This window comes from Pelotalea chapellei, from assembly GCF_018531195.1.
GTDB lineage: Bacteria > Desulfobacterota > Desulfuromonadia > Geobacterales > Pseudopelobacteraceae > Pelotalea > Pelotalea chapellei.
The window spans coordinates 37,550-58,587 of the sequence record NZ_JAHDYS010000021.1 but is presented as its reverse complement, the minus strand read 5'-3'; the positions used below and the strand labels follow the sequence as shown (position 1 = coordinate 58,587).

General features: G+C 54.8%; 14 protein-coding genes. 3 read left to right on the top strand and 11 right to left on the bottom strand.

Going from position 1 to position 21,038, the window contains the following annotated elements; translation table 11 throughout:
* Positions 1–200 precede the first annotated feature (200 nt).
* Both KJB30_RS16720 and KJB30_RS16715 read left to right on the top strand, forming a co-directional pair.
* Positions 201–2,855 (top strand): NAD(P)-binding protein, encoded by a 2,655-nt coding sequence (locus KJB30_RS16720; RefSeq protein ID WP_214301465.1) that lies wholly within the window; start codon positions 201–203, stop codon positions 2,853–2,855.
* 139 nt (positions 2,856–2,994) lie between these two features.
* Complete coding sequence (locus KJB30_RS16715) at positions 2,995–5,238, top strand: family 1 glycosylhydrolase (protein WP_214301479.1); 2,244 nt, start codon at positions 2,995–2,997, stop codon at positions 5,236–5,238.
* Between the two features lie 81 nt (positions 5,239–5,319).
* Here the strand turns inward: KJB30_RS16715 and galK are convergent, their stop codons facing one another.
* From galK to KJB30_RS16675, 8 genes are all read right to left on the bottom strand, one after another.
* Complete coding sequence (gene galK, locus KJB30_RS16710) at positions 5,320–6,399, bottom strand: galactokinase (RefSeq protein WP_214301463.1); 1,080 nt, start codon at positions 6,397–6,399, stop codon at positions 5,320–5,322.
* A 158-nt stretch (positions 6,400–6,557) separates the two neighbouring features.
* On the bottom strand, positions 6,558–7,646 hold the full coding sequence (locus KJB30_RS16705) for a M24 family metallopeptidase (RefSeq protein ID WP_214301461.1): 1,089 nt from the start codon (positions 7,644–7,646) through the stop codon (positions 6,558–6,560).
* Positions 7,643–8,731 (bottom strand): galactose-1-phosphate uridylyltransferase, encoded by a 1,089-nt coding sequence (galT, locus tag KJB30_RS16700; protein WP_214301459.1) that lies wholly within the window; start codon positions 8,729–8,731, stop codon positions 7,643–7,645. Before galT ends, KJB30_RS16705 begins: the two co-directional genes overlap by 4 nt.
* A gap of 126 nt (positions 8,732–8,857) precedes the next feature.
* Positions 8,858–10,642 (bottom strand): glycoside hydrolase family 2 protein, encoded by a 1,785-nt coding sequence (locus KJB30_RS16695; protein WP_214301457.1) that lies wholly within the window; start codon positions 10,640–10,642, stop codon positions 8,858–8,860.
* Positions 10,643–10,675: 33 nt separating this feature from the next.
* Positions 10,676–11,101, bottom strand: a complete 426-nt coding sequence (locus KJB30_RS16690; RefSeq protein ID WP_214301455.1) for a four-helix bundle copper-binding protein — start codon at positions 11,099–11,101, stop codon at positions 10,676–10,678.
* An 89-nt stretch (positions 11,102–11,190) separates the two neighbouring features.
* A complete protein-coding gene (locus KJB30_RS16685) occupies positions 11,191–11,724 on the bottom strand; it encodes a hemerythrin domain-containing protein (protein ID WP_214301454.1) in 534 nt (177 codons plus the stop codon).
* Positions 11,725–11,772: 48 nt separating this feature from the next.
* The gene (locus tag KJB30_RS16680) at positions 11,773–12,966 is read right to left on the bottom strand and encodes a zinc-dependent alcohol dehydrogenase (protein WP_214301452.1); all 1,194 of its coding nucleotides are present in this window, start codon (positions 12,964–12,966) and stop codon (positions 11,773–11,775) included.
* A 53-nt stretch (positions 12,967–13,019) separates the two neighbouring features.
* Entirely contained in the window at positions 13,020–13,757 is a 738-nt protein-coding gene (locus tag KJB30_RS16675) for an SRPBCC family protein (protein ID WP_214301450.1), read from the bottom strand.
* A 467-nt stretch (positions 13,758–14,224) separates the two neighbouring features.
* On the opposite strand from KJB30_RS16675, the gene KJB30_RS16670 reads away from it, so the two are divergent.
* Complete coding sequence (locus KJB30_RS16670) at positions 14,225–14,872, top strand: DUF922 domain-containing protein (protein ID WP_214301448.1); 648 nt, start codon at positions 14,225–14,227, stop codon at positions 14,870–14,872.
* A 369-nt stretch (positions 14,873–15,241) separates the two neighbouring features.
* On the opposite strand, the gene KJB30_RS16665 is transcribed toward KJB30_RS16670, so the two are convergent.
* From KJB30_RS16665 to KJB30_RS16655, 3 genes are all read right to left on the bottom strand, one after another.
* A complete protein-coding gene (locus KJB30_RS16665; protein ID WP_214301446.1) occupies positions 15,242–18,670 on the bottom strand; it encodes an IscS subfamily cysteine desulfurase in 3,429 nt (1,142 codons plus the stop codon).
* 3 nt (positions 18,671–18,673) lie between these two features.
* The gene (egtD, locus tag KJB30_RS16660) at positions 18,674–19,729 is read right to left on the bottom strand and encodes an L-histidine N(alpha)-methyltransferase (RefSeq protein ID WP_214301444.1); all 1,056 of its coding nucleotides are present in this window, start codon (positions 19,727–19,729) and stop codon (positions 18,674–18,676) included.
* A gap of 348 nt (positions 19,730–20,077) precedes the next feature.
* On the bottom strand, positions 20,078–20,767 hold the full coding sequence (locus KJB30_RS16655; protein WP_246545761.1) for a TVP38/TMEM64 family protein: 690 nt from the start codon (positions 20,765–20,767) through the stop codon (positions 20,078–20,080).
* Positions 20,768–21,038: the final 271 nt, after the last annotated feature.

Here is a 21,038-nt window from a genome sequence, read left to right as displayed (position 1 = left end):
CATGATCAGGGACAACCGCCGCTGGAACGATAGTTTTTATGCTTTCACTTGACAGAGAACACGGTTGCTCCGCGGGGGCTTCTCCGGGTGCGACGATCTGACTATTTTTGAACAACCTGAGTGTTTCAACAGCCTGTTAAAAGGTCTCGACGGACATCCAAACTACATACACGCACCATACCCCCAACTACGGAGGCACTATGACTCAATCTCTACTGGTATTTTCACACCTTCGCTGGAACTTCGTATACCAGCGCCCGCAGCACCTCCTTAGCAGACTCGCCCAAAAACGGCGGGTTGTTTTTTTTGAGGAGCCGGAACCCGGCACATCAGAAAAACCGTATCTTGAATTCGACATGCCAGAGCCGAATGTTCTTGTCTGCAGGCCTCATACCCCCTGTCTTAAAGGGGGTTATCATGATGAGCAACTCCCCTATCTTGCTCTGCTGCTGAAACAGCTGATTGCAGATGAAAAAATGACAGATTACCTTCTCTGGTTTTACACTCCCATGGCACTGCCGCTTTCAACCACTCTCAAGCCAAAAGGGATTATATACGACTGCATGGACGAGCTATCGGCGTTTCTGAATGCGCCGAGGCAGATGATTCAACGGGAAACAGCGCTGCTAAAAATGGCCGATGTTGTCTTTACCGGTGGTCCCAGCCTGTACCGTGCAAAAAAGGACCGCCATCCCAATGTTTTCTGTTTTCCAAGCAGTGTGGACGAACAGCATTTCGCACAGGCGCGGGGTGGTGCTCAAGAACCGGACATACAGAAGAAACTCTCCCGACCCCGCCTTGGCTTCTTCGGAGTCCTGGATGAGCGCCTGGACCTGAATCTGCTTGAGCAGACCGCCATAGTCCATCCGGAATGGCAGATCATCATGGTCGGCCCTCTGGTCAAAATCAAGCCGACCGACCTTCCCCGCCATAAAAATATCCACTATTTCGGTCAGCAACGTTATGAGGACCTGCCTAACTTCCTTTCCGGGTGGGATGTCTGTCTGCTTCCATTTGCACTCAATGAAGCCACAAAATTCATCAGCCCGACCAAGACTCTTGAATATATGGCCGCAGAAAAACCTATTGTCAGCACTCCCATCACAGATGTGGCCGATCCCTACTCACATATAGTCTACCTGGGGGACACCCCGGAAACGTTCATTTCATCCTGCGAACGAGCCCTGCTCCAATCACGTATGGAACAGCAGCGAAGGGTCGCCGGTATGCGCGATGTTCTTTCCCGCACTTCCTGGGACGCCACCGCCGAAGCCATCAACAAAATCATAGACAAGACTTTCGGAAAACGATCGGCGAAACGCAGTGCTGAAACAGCCACGACAAAAATCAGACCAGTGGCTGAGGTTGAGCACCCGCTGACACTTGCCACAACCGGTGAAACCCCCGAATTCCCCCACCTGATCATAGGGGCCGGACCAACCGGACTGAGCGCGGCCTATCACCTGGGAGACGACAGTCTGCTGCTTGAACAGAATTCAACACTGGGCGGATGGTGCCGTTCCATTGAAGACAAGGGTTTTATATTCGATTATGCCGGGCACATCATGTTTTCCAATGACCCCTACGTGCACCGCATGTATTCCCTGCTGCTGTCGAACAATGTTCACTGGCAGGAACGCGAAGCCTGGGTCTTCAGCAAGCAGACCTACACCCGCTATCCATTTCAGGGAGCGCTCTACGGACTTCCACCGGAGGTGATCAAGGAATGCATTGTAGGAGCAATCGAGGCAAGGTTCGGAAGTATTGCAAAGGAAAAAATGAGCCAGACCGGCGCCGGCAGCAAAAAAACGAGTTTAAGCAGCATGCTGCCCCTGCTTGACATCAAGGAAGAGCCACGCAACTTTGAAGAGTTTATTTATAAAGTGTGGGGAACAGGCATCGCGAAACATTTTGCCATACCATACAACACCAAACTGTGGACCCTTCCGCTCAATGAGATGGAAACATCCTGGCTTGGCGGGAGAGTACCACTTCCGGACCTTGAAGAAATGCTCGACGGAGCACTGCACCCGGTGCCAAAGCCGATGGGACCCAATTCCCGGTTCGGGTATCCGCTTCATGGCGGGTTCCAGGCATTGATGGATGGTTTCAACAGCCGTCTCAGGGGTGATGTTGTTACCAACGCCAAAGTGGCGTCGGTCTCCCCCCGCCAGAAGAGCGTAGAACTGGAAGATGGCAGGAGATACCAGTACCAGACCCTGATCAGCACCATGCCGCTTCCGGAGCTGATCCTGGCCATGGGTGACGAGGCACCAGCCCCTGTTCGGGCTGCTGCCAAAGGCTTGGGTCACATATCCATCCGCAATGTCAATATCGGCATCGGCCGGGCCAACATCACCGACAAACACTGGATATACCTGCCCGAGGGTTCCGTGGCACATCGAGTGTTCGTTCAGGGCAATGCCAGTCCTTACTGCAATCCGTCCGGCGGGTTCGGACTTACCTGCGAAATCAGTTACTCCGATCTCAAACCCCTCCCCTGTGAAGGACCGGCACTCATCCAGCGCTGCGTGGAAGACTGCACCAAGATCGGCCTGATCAAACGGGGAGACCGCATCATTACCGCCAATGAACTGGACATGCCCCATGCCTATGTCATTTATGATCATACAAGGGCACGGAATGTGGCAACCATCAGGACCTGGCTGGAGGCCAACAACATCATACCAGCCGGCCGGTACGGTGAGTGGGAATACTATAACTCAGACCACGCCCTGCTGGCAGGGAAGCAGGCGGCGGAAAAAGTACGCACGCTGCAGTCGGCTGCTGTCCAGACTTCAACACTTTTCAAATCCGCCAGGGAAAAAATACGGCGCGAAATACCCGCTGTGTAGGAGCAGTCCGTCCCGCTCCGGCGCCCTGCCGGAGCGGAAATTGACCACTCCTGCCCTTGATTGTCCCCGAAGATCACGACACAGTCGCCTGCACAATTATCCCAAAACAGTCTTCTGTGCCGCCGCTCGGAGGTGCTTCGTGAACAAGGAAACAGAGCATGCCTGCCCAATCCTCTCCTCACCCTCCATTGGTTATCATCTGCGTCCGGAAATCTGGGGAGGAGTTGAATGTACCGTTAACCGGGTCAGGGATACATTCCACAACCAGCTTCTCGCTACCGGCCATTGGCACCGGGCCGATGATCTCGAACGTTTTGCCTCACTGGGAATCCGCACCATGCGCTATCCCATTCTATGGGAACTTGTCTCCCCCGATTCACTTGATACAAGAGACTGGCGCTGGACCGATGAACGGCTTGCACAGATGAAATCCCTGGGTATCACGCCGATTGCAGGCCTGCTTCACCACGGCAGCGGGCCAACATACACAAGTCTGGTCGATCCCGCTTTCCCCAGGAAACTGGCGCGCTTTGCACAGCTTGTGGCAGAACGGTATCCCTGGCTTGAAACTTTCACTCCGATCAATGAACCACTTACTACAGCCCGGTTTTCCGGCATGTACGGGCACTGGTTTCCCCACGGATGTGACTGTAGTACCTTCATTCGTGCCATCATCCTGCAATGCAAAGCCATTGGTGCAGCCATGGCAGCAATACGTCAAGTGATACCACAAGCAAAACTGATCGTTACCGAGGACATCTCCAGATCCTATTCCACCGACATGCTCAGATATCAGGCCGATTTCGAGAACGAGCGCCGCTGGCTCAGCCTAGATCTTCTCGCCGGACGGGTGAACCATCATCACCCGCTCTACAGCTGGCTTACCGGTTGTGGCGCCACCGAAGCCGAGCTTGACTCCCTGAGTGGCTGTGAACCGGACGTTATCGGGATAAATTATTATCTCACCAGCGACCGAATGCTTGATGAGCGCATGCACCTGTACCCGAAGCGCTACCACGGTGGAAACGGCCGGCAGGACTATGCCGATGCAGAAGCGGTCAGAGCATCGCCCGATGGGATCCAGGGACATCACGTGGTACTGCGCGAGGCCTGGCAACGCTATGCAAAGCCGGTGGCCATTACCGAGGCCCATATCAGCTGCACCAGAGAGGAACAGGTTCGCTGGTTCATGGAGGCCTGGCAGGCAGGACTCGATCTCTGTCGCGAGGGGGTGCCGGTGCGTGCAGTAACGGCCTGGTCCCTGCTTGGTGCATGTGACTGGAACACTTTGGTTACAAGCGAAAATAATCACTACGAACCTGGTGTGTATGATGTCCGCGCACCTGTTCCGCGTCCTACCATGCTTACCCGCATGATTCGGGAGCTAAATGAAAAAGGTACCTTCCATCACCCATCCCTGAATGCTCCCGGCTGGTGGCGCAGGCCGGAACGTCTTTTCGCCCATTGCCGGCCGAAGCACCATGATTCTGAAGAACTTGAGTATGGCAACAGCCAGCCGCTTTTGATCATCGGAAGCAGCGGGACTTTAGGAAAAGGATTTGGCAGGATTTGCACCACGCGGGGATTGCATCATCATCTCTTGACGCGGCAGCAGGTCGATATCACTGACAGTGCCTCGGTGACAGCCACCCTGAGGAAATACAGGCCGTGGGCTGTAGTTAATGCCGCCGGCTTTGTTCGGGTGGATGATGCGGAAGATAATCTCCGCCAGTGCTTCAAAGAGAACACCATCGGTCCCTTAAAGCTGGCAGCTGCCTGTAAAGCCCTGGGTGTGCGTCTGGTGACGTTTTCCTCTGACCTCGTCTTTGACGGAACAAAGGGGCGCGGCTATCACGAACAGGATGCGGTTGGTCCGTTGAATGTGTATGGTCTCAGCAAAGCGGAGGCGGAGCGTCACGTACTTGCTTTGATGAAAGAAGCACTGGTTATCCGCACCAGCGCTTTTTTCGGACCGTGGGATCGTTACAATTTCATTACCTCCACTCTTGGCGCTTTAGCCAGAGGAGAAAAAGTACAGATTGCCGACGACCTGATTATTTCTCCCACCTACCTGCCGGATCTCATCAACACAGCACTTGATCTGCTTCTGGATGAGGAATCAGGCATCTGGCATATCTCAAACTCCGGCGCCCTAAGCTGGGCGGAACTGGCATACAGCTCGGCAACCATGGCCGGCATGGACACCGACGGAATCATCTGCTGCAGGTCCAACCAATTTGGCTACCGCGCCAGGCGCCCCCGCAACAGTACGCTCACCAGCGAACTGCATAACCTGCTGCCGACCTATGAAGATGCTCTGGGACGATACTTTGAGGAGATCCTTACTGACGCTTCTTCCGAAGCGGTTGTGGCAGGGGGATAGGTTTTTGTTTCCGCAATGTCGAAGACCCTAAAGGTTTTGGAACCTTTAGGGTCTTAATCTGAGCCCACCAAATTTCAAGAATTACATGCTGCCGGCAACCAGCAATTTTCCTTGATAGCCGCGCTGTTTATACCTTTCCAAAACGGTCTCTGCTACCTGCGCAGCAGCACCTTTCCTGACCATTGCAACGCAGGCTCCACCGAAACCGGCTCCTGTCAGACGGGCACCATACACCGCCGCATCTGCCTGTAAGAGCCCCACCATCTGGTCCAAAGCATCTATGGATACTTCGAAATCATCCCGCAGACTGGCATGGGAAGCGTTCATCAACTCACCGAAACGTTCAGCCTTTACAGAGCGTACCGCTTCCAGGACGCGCTGATTTTCGCTGATCACATGGCGGGCACGGCAGCGAAGCACCTCCGGAAGTCTGGAAACAGCTCCAAGGTCATCTACATCGCGCAGGGAAGCTACTCCCAGAAGTCGGGCCGCCTCCTCACACTCAGTCCTTCTTTCGTTGTAACTGCTGTCAGCCAAAGAACGGGGAACCCCGCTGTCCACCACAAGCAGCTCGGCGTACTCGGGCAGCGGCAACAGCTTCCGCTCAAGCGAACGCGCATCCAGAAACAGCATGTGCTCCGTATCAGCCAGACTGGATGCCATCTGATCCATTATCCCGCAGTGCACATGGGCATAGCGGATCTCGGCCTGCTGGGCCATAAGGGCAATCTGCACGTCATCTATCTTCAGGTTGAACAGGCTGCGCAGGCCACGCAATACTGCCACCTCCAGCGCCGCGCTGCTGGAAAGTCCCGCGCCGATGGGAACGTTGGAATCGATGTACAGACAGACCGGGGAGACCGGAAAATCCTTTTCCTGCAGCAGACGGATGCAACCGATGATGTAACCTGCGTACCCTCTTGGAATCGCGGGCATGTCCATGGAATAAGCAACTTCCCGTGTCATCTGGGCCGAAAAAATGCGGGTAGTTGCGTCATGGCTGCGGGCAAGCTGAACGTGCGTACGTTGCGGGATCGCTATCGGCAATACGAAGCCGTCGTTGTAATCGGTGTGCTCACCAAGCAGATTGACCCGCCCCGGCGCACTGGCAGAGGCTTCAGCCTCAATGCCGAATTTTTCCTTGAAACTTGAAGGTGTCATGGGGCTCCTTTTGTCAATCTCTTCACCCTTCTCACCCTCCCCCAGCCCTTTAGGCCCTTTGGGTCCTCCCATCAAGGGAGGGGTGCTTTTATGCTCCCTCTCCACTCAGTGGACCCGCAGGGCCTAAAGGAGAGGGCTGGGGAGAGGGGTGGTTTCAGTTACCGCTCCAACACAAGCGGCCGCTTGAGTCCAGCAACCTCGATCACGGGCCACACGGGATCCAGTGTCAGGTTGAGCAGCCCGGTGTCGGTCACCAGAAAGGTGTCCTCAATTTTGGCTCCCTTGATGCTTGGATTCCAGGCTACGGCTGAGTTGCTGCGCAGATATTCCCCCAGCAGGTCAGGCGTGACAACTATTTCCCTGGAAAGGTAGCCGGTGGTACCACCCTGGTGATGTTCCTGAATCGCCCGGGCCTGGCCAGCCTCGGCATACGCTCCGGCCAGAACGGTGTACATGGAATGCAGTGAAGCTCCCGGCTTGGACTGTTCCAGCACACGTGCCTCTATCTCCCTCACAATGCGGTGCCGATCAACTGCCGCCTGCTCGAGTGGGCCAAAACTGACAAAGCGCGTCAAATTTGCATACAACCCGTACATGCGGCCGCAGAAGACCAGCATGGCGCAGTTGCCAATGCGGTCCATGGAAGGGGTCGGGTGCCGGTAGATGGGCAGGCGGCGGTTGCCGGCAGAAAGAACCAGAGCCGGATGTATACCACGCGAAAGTAATGCATCGGCACCGGCACCAGCCAAATCCCATTCCGTCCATTCCGGCTCGGCAAGGGAAAGAGTCTCGGTCATTGCCTCGGCTGCCAGACGTCCGACTTTCCGATAGCGTTCGATCTCGCCCGGCATCATGCTGCGCTTGAAATCTATCATCCCGGAGGGAAGCGGCGCTTCACCAATCTTGGGACGATCGGAAAGGATCAGAGTGCCACCCTTCTTGCGGACAAACTGCTCGCGATCCTGGGGAGTCGCCCAGGCCGAAGCATGAATGGTATAAGAACCGACGATTTCCTCATCCTGCAGCCGGCGAGCTTCAATGTCATCGGTAAGAATCCAGGCGCCATCAAGGGTGATAAGAACTTCTGCGATACCGGTTTCAGCCGCAAGCAGAACGGCGCTCGAAGCTCCTGCCGTGGCCCAGGCAAACCAGTCAATTCCCCGCAGGCGCACCCCTTCCTGCTCGATCAGGAACGATCTGACCAATGCGATCTTGAAATCCACCTCTGCACTGCGGTCCATGGTCATGATTCCACATCCACAATTACAGCCTGCAGATCCTTGGCCTTATCCTCGGGCAGTGCGTCATTGGCAAACATGCCGGCTGCCAGCTCTGTTCCTGCCAGATATTTGAGCCTGTCCCTGGTACGGTACGGCGGAAAGAATTCGGCATGCAGATGGGATTCCGGGTGTTGCTCGCCATCCTGTGGCGCCTGATACCAGGCCATCAGATAAGGAAACGAGCGTTGCCACATGCCATCGTATTTAAGCAGGGTTGTTTTCAGAGCTCTGGCCAGGTCAGCGCGCACCTCAGGCAGCAGGCAACCGAAATCCTTCACCCGCCGGATGGGTGCCACCCAGACCTCATAGGGATAGCGAGCCCAGGCCGGAAGAAACGCCACCGCATGCTCCCCTCGGTACAGGATCCTCTCACCGGAAGCTATCTCCGCCCTGATCAGTTCCTGCAGCAGCGGCTGACCAGTCTCCTTGAGATGGGCGAGTTCCTGGGCATTCATCTGTTTTGGCACTGGCGGCACAAAAGGATAGGCGTAGATCTGGCCATGGGGGTGGTGTAGCGTTACCCCCACCTCGACTCCCTTGTTTTCGAAAGGAAGTACGAACTGTATCTCCGGCTTGCTTCCCAGAACTCTGGTGCGATCGGCCCAGACCTGAAATAACAGCTCCAGATGACTTAAGGGAAGCGTGGCCAGGGTAGCACCGGCATCTTCGGTAAAGACCACCACTTCGCAACTGCCATTAGCAGGCAGAGTGTTAACAATTGTTTGTGGCGGGTTATGGGATGCCAGACTAAGGGAGGGAAACTGGTTGTCGAACACAGCTACATCATAATCCCCTGCCGGAAGCTCGGTCGGATTCTCCGGATCAGTGGTGGGAGCCAGGGGATTGTATTCAGGCGGCGGCATGAAGGTCCGTCCCTGCCGGTAGCTTGCATAGGTGATCCACTCCCCACGCAGGGGATGCCAGCGCAGATGCGGATTGGCCACAAGCGGGTCCCGGTTAGGACTGGGGGCGGTCAGAGTAGGATCAATCGGCCTGCGGCTGTACAGGGTCAGATCGCGGCCATCGTCTTTTTTTAGTTGGAGTATGTGCATTAGGCACCAATTTGGATCATGTTGTTTCAAATTAATTCAAAACCCCCTCTCCCTAACCCTCTCCCATAAAGGGAGAGGGAACGTAACTCCCCTCCCTTTATGGGAGGGGCTGGGGGAGGGTCAAATTCACACAAAATGAGTATCAAATGGATAGACATTCACTGACTTCGCAATCCGCTCCAGCGGCAGCTTTGGGGTGCGGTCGGCGTAGAGCAAACCGTTGGCCTCCTGGAAAGTGTCACAGAACTGGGTGTAACAAAAACCGCAGAACATACCGATAGTGCAGGCCACCTCGATCAGCGATAGCACCTGTTTTTCAAACTCCCGGATATCGTCTCGACGATTGTATCCCCATGCTTCCTGGTACAGCGGGTCGCCCGGCTTCACGTAGGCAATGCCGCCGAACTCGGTCAGGATGATCGGCTGACCGCGGTGGGGGTAGCCATCCAGGGTCAGCATCCTGCCGCCGGGACGTCGCCGGTCAAACATTTCCTCGGGCTTGACCTGGGCACCGTACCGTTCACGCAGCGTCACCGGATTGCCATCATAATCATGAATGCCGATGATATCCGTTGCAGAACTTTCCCAGCCATCGTTGCCGATGACGGGCCTGGTCGGATCCATGGTCTTGGTCAGGTGAAAAAAGGCATGCACAGCGTCCCGATGGGCCTGGGTTGCGTTCAAGTCAGGAACACCCCACGATTCATTGAATGGCACCCAGGTAATTATGCAGGGATGACTGTAATCCCGCTCGATAGCCTCCATCCATTCCCGCATCAGCCGCTTTATTGAGCGCGTAGTAAAGCGGTAGGCGCTCGGCATCTCCTCCCAGACCAGAAGACCCTGCCGGTCTGCCCAGTAGAGATAGCGCGGGTCCTCGATCTTCTGATGCTTGCGTACTCCGTTGAAGCCCATCGCCTTGACAAGATCCACATCTTTACGCAGGGCATCGTCGGATGGCGGCGTCATCAGCGTGTCGGGCCAGTATCCCTGGTCCAGCACCATACGCAGCTGGTACGGCCGTCCATTCAGCAGGAAGCGGTCCCGGTGGACCTTGACCGAACGCATTGCAGAATAGGAATAGATTTCATCCAGTACCTCATCGCCCTGCATCAGACGCAGCGTCACATCGATCAATGTCGGCCGTTCCGGAGTCCAGAGCAGATCGTTGCGAAAATCCTCGATTCCGGGATCGGAGAGCGCGATACGGCGATGCATCTCGTCCCCCAGCACCCGGTAATTGTCTTCCACCAGGAGCTGATCACCTCTGCTCATGATCACCTTGACCTTCATATCCGGAAGAATCGGTCCTGAGAAGAATACCTCACAGCCGATTTCCCAGCGTTCCAGGTGCGGAGACCAGCGGATGTGGTTGATGTACGTATCCGGTACATTTTCGATCCAGACCGTCTGCCAGATACCGGTTGTACGGTAATACCAGATCGAGTGCGGCTCTTCCTTCCAGTCCTGCTTGCCCCGCGGCTTTTCCAGATCTTCCGGATCATCCTCGGCCAGTACAGTCACTTTTTGACGTCGGCTGGTGCTGAGAGCAGAGGTGATATCGGCATAAAAGGGAGTGTGCCCCCCCATATGTTTCATGACCAGCATGCCATTGACCCACACTTGGGCTATATAGTCCACGGCGCCGAAATGAAGCAGCACACGACCGCTTTCCGGAAGGGGATAATCGAATTCCCGCTCGTACCAGCAGGCGCGATGAAATCCGGTATCGTTAATTCCGCTCCGGCTGCATTCCGGCGCATAGGGCACCTGAATTTTGGCTGACCAGTCATGAACTTGAGATGGAATACGAAATTTCTGTTCATGATCGAAACAGAAATTCCACTCACCGTTAAGAGAGAGCCAGTTGGACCGCTGCATCTGGGGACGGGGATAAGCTAAATCGCTCATGGGTTATCCTGTGTAATTGAAATCAATAAAATGTTAGCGACTATCCTGCCCTATCGTCATCGGAAAGAGCGTCAGCAACTTTGCACAGTTTTCCTCGCACCTGGCACAGGCCTCAGCGCAGACCCGGCAATGATCATGCATGCTGGCATGCTTGCGGCATTCTGTCTTGCAACTGTTGCAGGCCAGTGAGAGTGTCTGCACCTGACTCTGAATAACCTTTAGATCCGGGGCGGTCTGCCGGGCGACCAATCGGGCAGTAACCATGCAAATATCGGCACAATCATGATTCAGGCTTATGCAGCGCACCAGCTGGTCTCGCTTTTCCTCGGCCAGACAGGCATCCGCACAGGAAACACATGCCTGCTCGCATGCAGCCACCGCCTGCATGAACTCGTTCAAGCTCTTCAGGTCATACTGGGGCTTGACCGGATGGGTCATGATCATTTCCTCTGTCCGCATGAATACTCCCCGAGAAACAGTCATGGAGTCACGGAGTCTCTTAGTTACTACACAACCTTTCTAAATCGAGACTCCGTGACTCAGAGACTCTACGACCTTGCCCCAGGCTGCTTTCTGGTCTGCCTCTGCAGACCGCCTTTGGAGGCAGTCCGTGATGAAGGTTTTTGTGATTTTTCCTTCATCTGTATGCATTTTTGGGCAATCTCGCCCAACTGTTCTTCGCTCAGGAATTTTTTGCAGTCAGGGAAGATTTCCTGCTCTTCATCCTCAACGTGGTGCTGAATACCCTCCTGCATGTCCTGAAACGATGAAAGCCACTCATCTTCGTCCTGGTCCAGATCTTCCAGCTCGGCGAGATATTCCCTGGCCTCCTTGTGCTCCTGCAGTGCGTCCTCCACCTGGTCGGACATCTCCGCAATTTTCTGCAGTTTAGGATAGAATTCCTTCTCTTCCATCTGCATGTGCAGCGTCAGTTCCTGCTTGAGGATTGCAAACAGGGCCTCCCGTTTTTCATAAGAAGCGGATTCAATCTGCTTCATCAATTTCTCGGCCTGGCGATGATCACTTTTAAGAAGGTCGAACAGTTGCTTTGAACTCTGCAGATTGGATGATTGCTGTGCCATGTAACGCTCCTTTGGGGTTTGTAAGGCAATGCCGCACCACCCGTTGGGTCAGTGGGTTGCCTGGCTCCGGGCCTGGGGATTGAGAACAATTTTCACGCAGCCGTCCTGTTTCTGGGCAAACATTTTGTATCCCTGAGGTGCTTCATCCAGTGACATGCGATGGGTGATAATGAAGCTTGGGTCGATTTCATTCTTCTCGACCATCTGCATCAGCGGACGCAAATATTTCTGCACATTTGTCTGCCCCGCTTTCATGGTCAGTCCCTTGGCGAAAACAACCCCCATGGGCATCTTGTCCACAAATCCTCCGTAAACACCCGGAATGGAAATAGTGCCCCCCTTGCGGCAGGCCTTGATAGCCTGGCGCAGGGCGATAGGCCGATCCGACTCCAGACGCAGGGTCTGCTTTACCGTATCGTAAACCGCCTCCATACCGATCCCTTCGGACTCCATTCCGACAGCATCGATGCAGGAATCAGGGCCGCGCCCTCCGGTCATGGAGTGCAGAGCCTCGACCACATCGTCTTCCTCGAAATTGAGTGTTTCGGCCTGGCAGTGGTTAAAGGCCATTTCGAGGCGTTCAGGATTCTTGTCAATAGCCACTATTTTGGCCGCCCCCATATGAGCGGCGCTCTTCATGGCCAAAAGACCTACCGGCCCTGCCCCCCAGACCGCCACCGTATCACCCTGATGTATGTTGCACTGTTCGGCAGCCTGATAGCCGGTCGGGAATATGTCTGTCAGAAACAGTACCTGTTCATCCTTCAGGCCAGGTGCAATCTTTTCCAGCCCGACATCGGCAAAGGGCACCCGCACGTACTCAGCCTGACCTCCAGCATAACCGCCATAGAGGTGCGAATAGCCGAAAATACCGGCCCCTGTATCTCCATAGATCTCTTCCATCATCCATGCATTGGGGTTCGAGTTATCACAGAGGGACCATAATTCGTGCTGGCAATACCAGCAGTCACCGCATGCAATCGGGAATGGCACCACGACCCGGTCACCGCGGGTGACATTCTTGACCCCTGAACCGACTTCTACCACCTCTCCGATAAACTCATGTCCAAGGATGTCGCCTTTTTTCATGGTGGGAATATACCCATTGTACAGATGCAGATCAGACCCGCAGATTGCGCTCAGGGTAACCTTGACAATGGCGTCCCGAGGATTGAGAACCTTGGGATCCGGCACATTATCCACCTGCACATCGTGTTTTCCATGCCAACATACAGCCTTCATGTCTCCTCCTGTTCAGACCCTTTGAAATACTCTTTTCCTAGGTCTGTTCATGCTCAGTGAGTTGTCATGCATTCCGGGACCAGACAGGCCGTAGGGGTCTCGCCCGTCTCCAATATCTGTTTCAGCCGTCTGAGGTCTTCCTCCACCTGGCGTGAGTTGATGCCATGGGCGACTTTGGCCGCCATCTTGCCAACCGCGCCTCCAACAGGAAAGTACTGCATTTTGACAGAAAGTTCGGTGCCGCGTCCGGCAGGCGCCTCATGGAATTCAACTGTGCCCCGATTTGGGATGTCGGCATTTTCCAAGGACTGCCAACTGATGCGCTCACCTGGAGTGTCCTCGATTACCTCAGCATCCCACTCGAGTGTGACATCGCCGGGGCCTTTTGCCTTCCAGTGCGAGGTTGAATTGCCGGTCTTCTGGACCATGTCGAGATGCTGCATGAAACGGGGCAGATTCTGAAAGTCATGCCAGAAATCATACACCTGCTGAGGAGGCCGATTGATAGTGAGTACCTTTTCCACGACCAGTCCGGCATCCTCGGTTCCGGCCGTAGCAACCCCCATGGCCTCGTACATATCGCAATGACCGGTCTTGCCGCGATACAACAGCATGCCACCGGCTGCCATCATGGCCACCCCAGGAATGAATTTCATGTTCTTCATCTTGGTAAGACCGGTAATGGCCAGCGCTGCACCGCCAATCATGGATGCCTTTCTCTCGATGCGTCCTACATTGACAGCAGTATGAGCTTGCCTGCCTTTTTGAATATCTGTCCTAGTAGTATTCATTATTCCTCCAAGGCTTACTGTTTATAATCTTAATTTTTGTATATGTAACGTTAGCACATGAACCATTTTATTCAAGAAACTGATCTTGCATATGAAATTCATACAAATGTTAATACTACTTAGTACTATGCCTATCAGACTAACTGGTATTTATTATATATATGAGTACTAAACAATAATCTGAAACCAGTTTCACGCAACGACGCAACGACGCACGAAAGGCAAAAAGTCTTGTTATTGCTTTAACGTAGCGTCATTGCGTGAGGCGTGTCTTCCTGGTTTTCATCAGATCACTACTGCAAACTCCACCAAATCATCATCTGAGCCTTCCACATTGCTCACTCCTCACAGTGCTCCTTTTTGTGAGCCGCCTCACTTACAGAAAAGCCCCCCTCCCCTATCATCAGTTTCGTTACAGCGCACAAACCTACTGAAAAATAACGATTACTGAAAAAGGGGTAGCAACAATGACATTTCGTTCTGCACTTCTGATCGTGGCAAGCATGTTCTGTTCATCATCACTGGTGGCGGCCGCACCCGTTGATCCGGAAATTCAGGTGGCAAAAGTTTATGAAGAACCGCTGCAAACTCTGAAAAAAGAACCTGTCCTCAAAATCAGCGAAGACTTCGACTACTATAATGTCAATGGCTCTACTGCAGCGGAACTCCGCAGTCAGATGAAACAGAACGGCACGAAATGGAATGACGGGCATGTCTACGCCGCCCTGACTACCTGGGACATCAAGTACAATTATGATGTCAGCTATCGCAATGGCTCATACTTCATCGACTCGGTCGAGACGGACATCGGTATCAAAATCTCGCTCCCCAGATGGGAACCGGGCTCCACACCACCGGCCAGCATTGCCGCCCAGTGGGAAAACTACAGCGATCGTGTGAAAGAGCATGAATTCGGCCACAGGGACATGGCTGTTAATGCTGCAGCTGAAGTTAACAAGATCCTGAACAATCTCGGCGGCTTTTCCAGCAAACGCGAACTGAAGCAGGAAGCTGACCGGCAGGTAAAAGCGCTCCTGAGCCAGCACAAACAAAACCAGGTTGCCTATGATGACCACACCCAGCATGGTGTAACCCAAGGGGCGGTTTTGGATTAATTCCGGCCCTTTCCGGGGACTTTTCGTGAGGCTGAATCTGTTTTGCTTCAAGTCTTTCAAAAACTTTAAACCATCTCGCGCAGAGCCCGCAGAGAACACAGAGAAAACCTTCATCAAAACCTTTTATTGAACTCACGATTTACTTTTCGTGAGGCTGAATCTGTTTTGCTTCAAGCCTTTCAAAAACTTTAAAACCATCTCGCGCAGAGCCCGCAGAGAACACAGAGAAAACCTTCATCAAAACCTTTTATTGAACTTCACGATTTAGACTCAAAATCTTTATCCGGCTTTTTTGAGATTTTTCGTGAAGCTAGGCTTTTTGATTCACGCCTTTCTCTGCGTCTCTGCGTGAGATAAGCCTTTCCCGCCTCACCGACACCCCACAAAACGCACTGAACTGCCTGTTTCCCTGATTACTGTTTCCATCGCTTCCAGCACATAATCGATATCTTCCTGTGTGGTGCCGGAACCGAGGGAGAATCGCACCGAACAATGTGCCTGCACCGGGGTCAATCCCATGGCCAGCAGGGCGTGGGAGGGCTCGGGATTGCCCGATTTGCAGGCCGAACCTGATGAACAGGCGACGCCGGCCCGATCCAGCTGCAAGACCAGCGATTCACCCCGGATTTCCGGCAGGGTCAGGTTTACGGTATTGGGAAGCCGACCGCTGGATGGGCCGTTTCTTCCAGCCTTGGCCACCAGTCGGCTGAATCCTTTCTCCAGCCGGTCACGCAGTCGTGACATCTCTGCCGGACCTGCCGTGTTCAGCCAACGGAGCGCAAGCTCCACCGCACGCCCAAAACCTACAATACCCGGCACATTTTCCGTCCCCGCCCGCAGGCCCCGCTCCTGCCCACCTCCCTTGACCAGCGCTTCAAGCCTTACATCTTTGGCCGCATACAGAGCACCAACCCCTTTTGGTCCGTGGAGCTTGTGGGCTGAAACGGACAGCAGATCGACCCCCAGTTCCTCCACATCGATCGGTATTTTTCCGAAACCCTGTACCGCGTCAGTATGAAAAACCGCCCCATGCTCATGGGCAATACGGGCCAGCTCCTGCACCGGCTGAAGTGCGCCGGTCTCATTGTTGGCCAGCATGATTGAGACCAGCAGCGTATCGGGGCGAAGTGCGGCACGCAGGCTGTCAGGCTCGACTACCCCCTCACCGTTGACCGGGAGCAGGGTCAGTTCGTATCCCTCACGAGCCAGCGCCCGGCAGGGAGCAAGGACAGCCGGATGCTCGATGCTGCTGGTGATGAGATGCCGCCTGGTGCCATCCGAGGCCTTTGCCAGGCCGGTTATGGCAAGATTGTCAGCCTCTGAACCGCCGCCTGTGAAAATTATCCGGCGTGCCGTGCAATTGAGCCCCTGGGCCAGGGTGCGACGGGCCGCTTCAACTGCAGATCGCGCATGGTTTCCGGCAGCATGGATACTTGAAGGGTTGCCCCAGCTTTCCCCAAGAAACGGCAGCATGGCCTCACGCACTTCCGCTGCCACCGGAGTAGTGGCATTGTGATCCAGATAAACCCGGCGCAACGGTTCATGGCTCTTTTCTTCGTTCCTGTCCGCAGACATGAACAATAAAGAGGCATCGGAAATGTCACACGATGCTGCTTCACCTCCTGTGGCGATAGCAGATATCCCTTGCGACTCCACCTTCCTCAGACGGCAAAGCAGGCTCTTGTAAACCGGGAATCCCGAGATGGGATCAAAGCGGCCGATATCGGTCAATTCATTTACATTGCATTCCTGCCAGGCCTGCGATCCGAGGGGTCCGCCCCCTCCCATGGCCGCATCAACCGCACCCCGTACGATGTCATCGGTAACACGGGCGGTGAACAGAGCACTGCCGCGCAGCGTTTCGACCCGAACCCTGTCCCCCTCGCCTATTCCCATCTCCCTTGCATCCTGGCTGTTCATCGTCAAGGGCGGTTCGCTGTGCCGTTTGGCCAGCCCTGCAACACCGTGGTGCTGGCTGCGGAAGTCATGGGTAGTTCGCGCTCCCGAATTGAATACCAGGGGGAATTCACGGGCCAGCTCGGGATTGGCCAGAGGACCCTCTCCCGGCTCCGTATAGACCGGCAGCGGGTCATAACCATGCTCGGCGAGGATAGAGGAGGCAATTTCAAACTTTCCGCTCGGAGTATCGAAGCCGGGGCGGCCATCCCCCCTCAGCGCTCCCTTCTCCCATTTCCTGTACTGCATCATGGTCGTTTCTACCCGGGCCTCCCCGTTGTTTGCCCGTACCTGCTCCAGACTGAAACCGCTCCCCTCCAGGGCATGACGCAGCAGATCATCCTCGCTTTGGGGATAGAGATGGCCGTATCCCAGACGCCGTGCAAGCTCAGCCAGAATCTGGTAATCACCGCGCGACTCTCCCTGCGGCTCAACCAGTCGTTCCCGGATTGCGAAGAGAGGGCCATAACGCATATAGGAGGTTATCTCGTAAGCGGTTGCGGCAGGCAGGACGATGTCGGCATAGGCCGAATCGGCGGTGTGGTAACGGTTGATGCAGACCATGAAGTCAAGGGCGCTGAACGTTCTGCGCCACAGCTCCGGCTGGGGCCAGGCGGTAATGATCGAACCTCCCAGGACGGTAAGCGCCCGCACCGGATAGGGTGTGCCTTTCAGCACCGCCTCGGGCAGCGCGATGGCGTGCGACTCTCCCCTGTAGGCGCTGTACACCGGAAAGCGTTCCCGCCCCAGGGCTTTCCTCACATCGGGATTGGGAATCAGGCCGCTGCGGTTCTGGGGAAAGATGTTCTCCTTCATGCGGAAGAGCATGCCCCCCGGCACATCCAGCTGACCGGCAAGGGCCCACAGGGTGAACACCCCCCTGATAGCCTGAACGCCGCTGTCCGAATACTCCAGGCCGGTGTACATGACCGGGCTGGCTCCACGGGCCGAGGCTATGCTGCGCGCCAGCTGACGGACGGTTTCCGATGCTACGCCGGTTATCTGTTCCACTGTTTCCGCGGAAAAATGCTGCACGTACCTGGCAAGCTCATCAAACCCGACGGTCCATTCCCGGCAAAACTGCTCGTCATACAGTTCTTCTTCGATGAGCACATTGATCATTCCCAGGGCAAGGGCGCCATCGGTACCGGAGCGTATCGGCACCCACTCGGCCCCACTCTCCCGCGCGGTCTCGCTCCGGCGGGGATCGATGGAGATCACACGTGCTCCCCGCTCCCGTGCCTGCAGGATCTGGCGATGGGCCAGCGGCGGCGAATCGGTGGCCGGATTGGCTCCCCACAGAACGATCAGTTCGGCCTGTTCAAGGTCGGTCTCCATGGTGATCAGCATCTCTCCCATGGTCACATGGGGGGCAATCATGGCAAAGGAGACGTAGCAGAGGGCACCCACTCCCAGGGTCGATGGTGAACCAAAGGGAAACAGAACGCTTGATGCCGAAGATACCGCTACTCCTGCCGGCTGAAAGACATCGCACAGCGCCATGTCGAAACTGCCCCGGCCGGTATAGATCGCCACCGCTTCAGGTCCGCTCTCCCGCTTGATCTCCTGAAACCGGTCAACGATGATTTCGAATGCGTCGTCCCAGGAAATGCGCTCAAAGTCATGGTTACCCCTGGGTCCCTTGCGGCGCAGGGGATGGAGCAGCCGGTCGGGGTCATGGACCAGCTCGGGAGAATGCCGGCCGATGCGACAGATCATGCCCAATGGATGACCCTCGCGCGGCTCCACATGCAGCAGTTTTCCCTCGCTGAGAGTTGCTGTCACATGGCACCCTGCCGGGCAGATGCCGCACATGCCGTGACGGATCTCGGAATCGGCCATGGATCAGTTCCCACCTTTTGAGACTTTAATTTCTCTGCGTCTTAACAGCACGAGGGCAAACCAGTTTTGCTGATCCGTGAAAACTTCTTCAACAGCAAGGTCCAGTCTGCCCGCCAGGGATACGAAACGATCCACGTTGAACTTACGGCTGATTTCCGTCTGGATGGCTTCGCCTGAAGAGAGGGTAAACCGCTCGTTCAACGGCTCGATGCGAATGGTCTGCTGGCGGGTAAAACGAGCCTGGATTTCAACCTGTTCTTTAACCGGATTATAAACTGCCTCGTGATGCACCGCCGAAAGGTCGATCCCGCTGCCAAGCTCCCGATTCATGCGTACAAACAGATTACGGGTAAATTCCTGTGTCACTCCGGCCGCATCGTTATAGGCAGCTTCAATGACAGACTTTTCTTTGACAAGATCGATGCCAACCAGAAAAAAATCTCCCGGTGTCAAGGCAGTTGACACGCCCTGAAGAAAAGAGGTCGTCTCGGAGGGCGAGAAATTACCGATACTGCTCCCCAAAAACAGGGCCAGTACCGGAGAAAGCGCGGACAACAGGGGAAATGAGGACTTGTAGTCGGAATTGATTCCGATAACTCTTACCCCGGGATGTGCAGCAGATATGCCTCGGCTTGCCTCACGCAGGGCACTCTCGCTCACGTCCACTGCTACATATCCAACCAATGACTCATGGGCCAGCCAGGCCTTCAGCAGATGCTCCGTTTTTATCGAATTGCCCGAACCGAGCTCCACCAGAGTCGCCGGACCTGTCAATGCCCTGATTTTTGCCGCGTGGGTGGCCAACAAGTCGGTTTCTATACGGGTGAGATAATATTCCGGTTGCTGGGTGATCAGGTCGAACAGCCTGCTTCCCCGTGCATCATATAAAAAGCGGGATTCCAGTTTCCGGGGATGAGAGGCCAGACCGGCAGCAGCCGCAAGGGCAAAATCACGCACCTCATCTATCTCGTGACTGCCCCGTATGATTGTTTCGCCTGCAGCGATATCAAATACGTTTCCAGCTGCCACTATTTCCGCCATTGGAGAAAACAATTCCATGAAGCCCCCTTTTTTCGTGGGGAAATGTTCTGCTTCATAAATCATTCCCCCGTGTATTTTGCAGTTTCCATCAGGAAACTCCGGATGAGAAACTGTTGGTTTCCGATTCGGAAAGGAGGGATTTTTTGTCCTGGCAAGGAAATCGAAGGGTGGCGCGGAGGCGTACGTCGGTACGCCGCACAAGCAAGCCCGAAAATTGACGCCGCCAGGGCGAAAAAGAACCCTTTCCGGACGGAAACTGGGCATATTCCGGCTGTGGGAACCTTCATTGTAGAGGATTCCAAGCTACCCGCCATTAGGGGTACGGCTGATTCTGGTATCGGAAAAAAGGCGATGAATGGGGCGCTGCTAAGAGGTAGGTTTTTTTCGAATTCCCAGGTGATGCACGGCTACAGGCAGGAGAGCAAACAGGGAGAGCAGCACCAGGGCAAGCAGGATCTCCCAGGAGAACAGCCCCTCTGCCTCACTGAGCCTAGCCAGCTTGCTGCCGAAATAGGAGTAGATCAGGGAACCTGGCAGCATTCCAATGGAGGTGGTCCAGACAAAGCTGACAAATGGAATTCTGGTGAGACCGGCGCCGTAGTTAACCACAAAGAATGGAACTATCGGCAGAATGCGCAGAACCAGCAGATAATGGGGACCGTGGCGGGAAAGTTCTTGATTGAAACGCTCAAGCTGAATGGCAAAGCGTCTCTGGATATAGTGGCCAAGTGCATGGCGGCTGAGCATGAAAGCAAGGATAGAACCACAGGTGGCGCCGGTATTGGCATACATTACTGCCGGAAGAGTACCGAACAGCATCCCGCCGCTAATGGTCAGAATCAAAGCCCCTGGGAGAAACAGCCCGGTAGCCACGTAAATAAGAATATACAGCAGCACTGCCTTGGCATAATGCCGGTCAATGAATTCCAGAAGCGCAGTCTGATTGCGCTGTATGGAATCAAACGTCAGGTAATCGCCCTGCCACAAGTACGTTGCTCCTGCCACGATCATCACCATGAAGAACAACAGACTGATCCGTTTCACATGCATCTGCATTATGCTCTCCAGCCATTACCGGCCACGGCCCGTCAATTGACATCCCCGGCTTTGCCCGTACAATTTTTCAGTGACCGGCTGAGTTTCAACCTAAGCCTTGTTGGGATATTGCAACATTATGAAACAAAGCACTGGCTTGCACCCTCCCCCAACCCCTCCCATTAAAGGGAGGGGAGCTAAAAATCCCCTCTCCCCTTTGTGGACCCACAGGGCCTAAAGGAGAGGGTTAGGGAGAGGGGAATGTTGCGGTCGCAAAAACATAGCTGTTCCA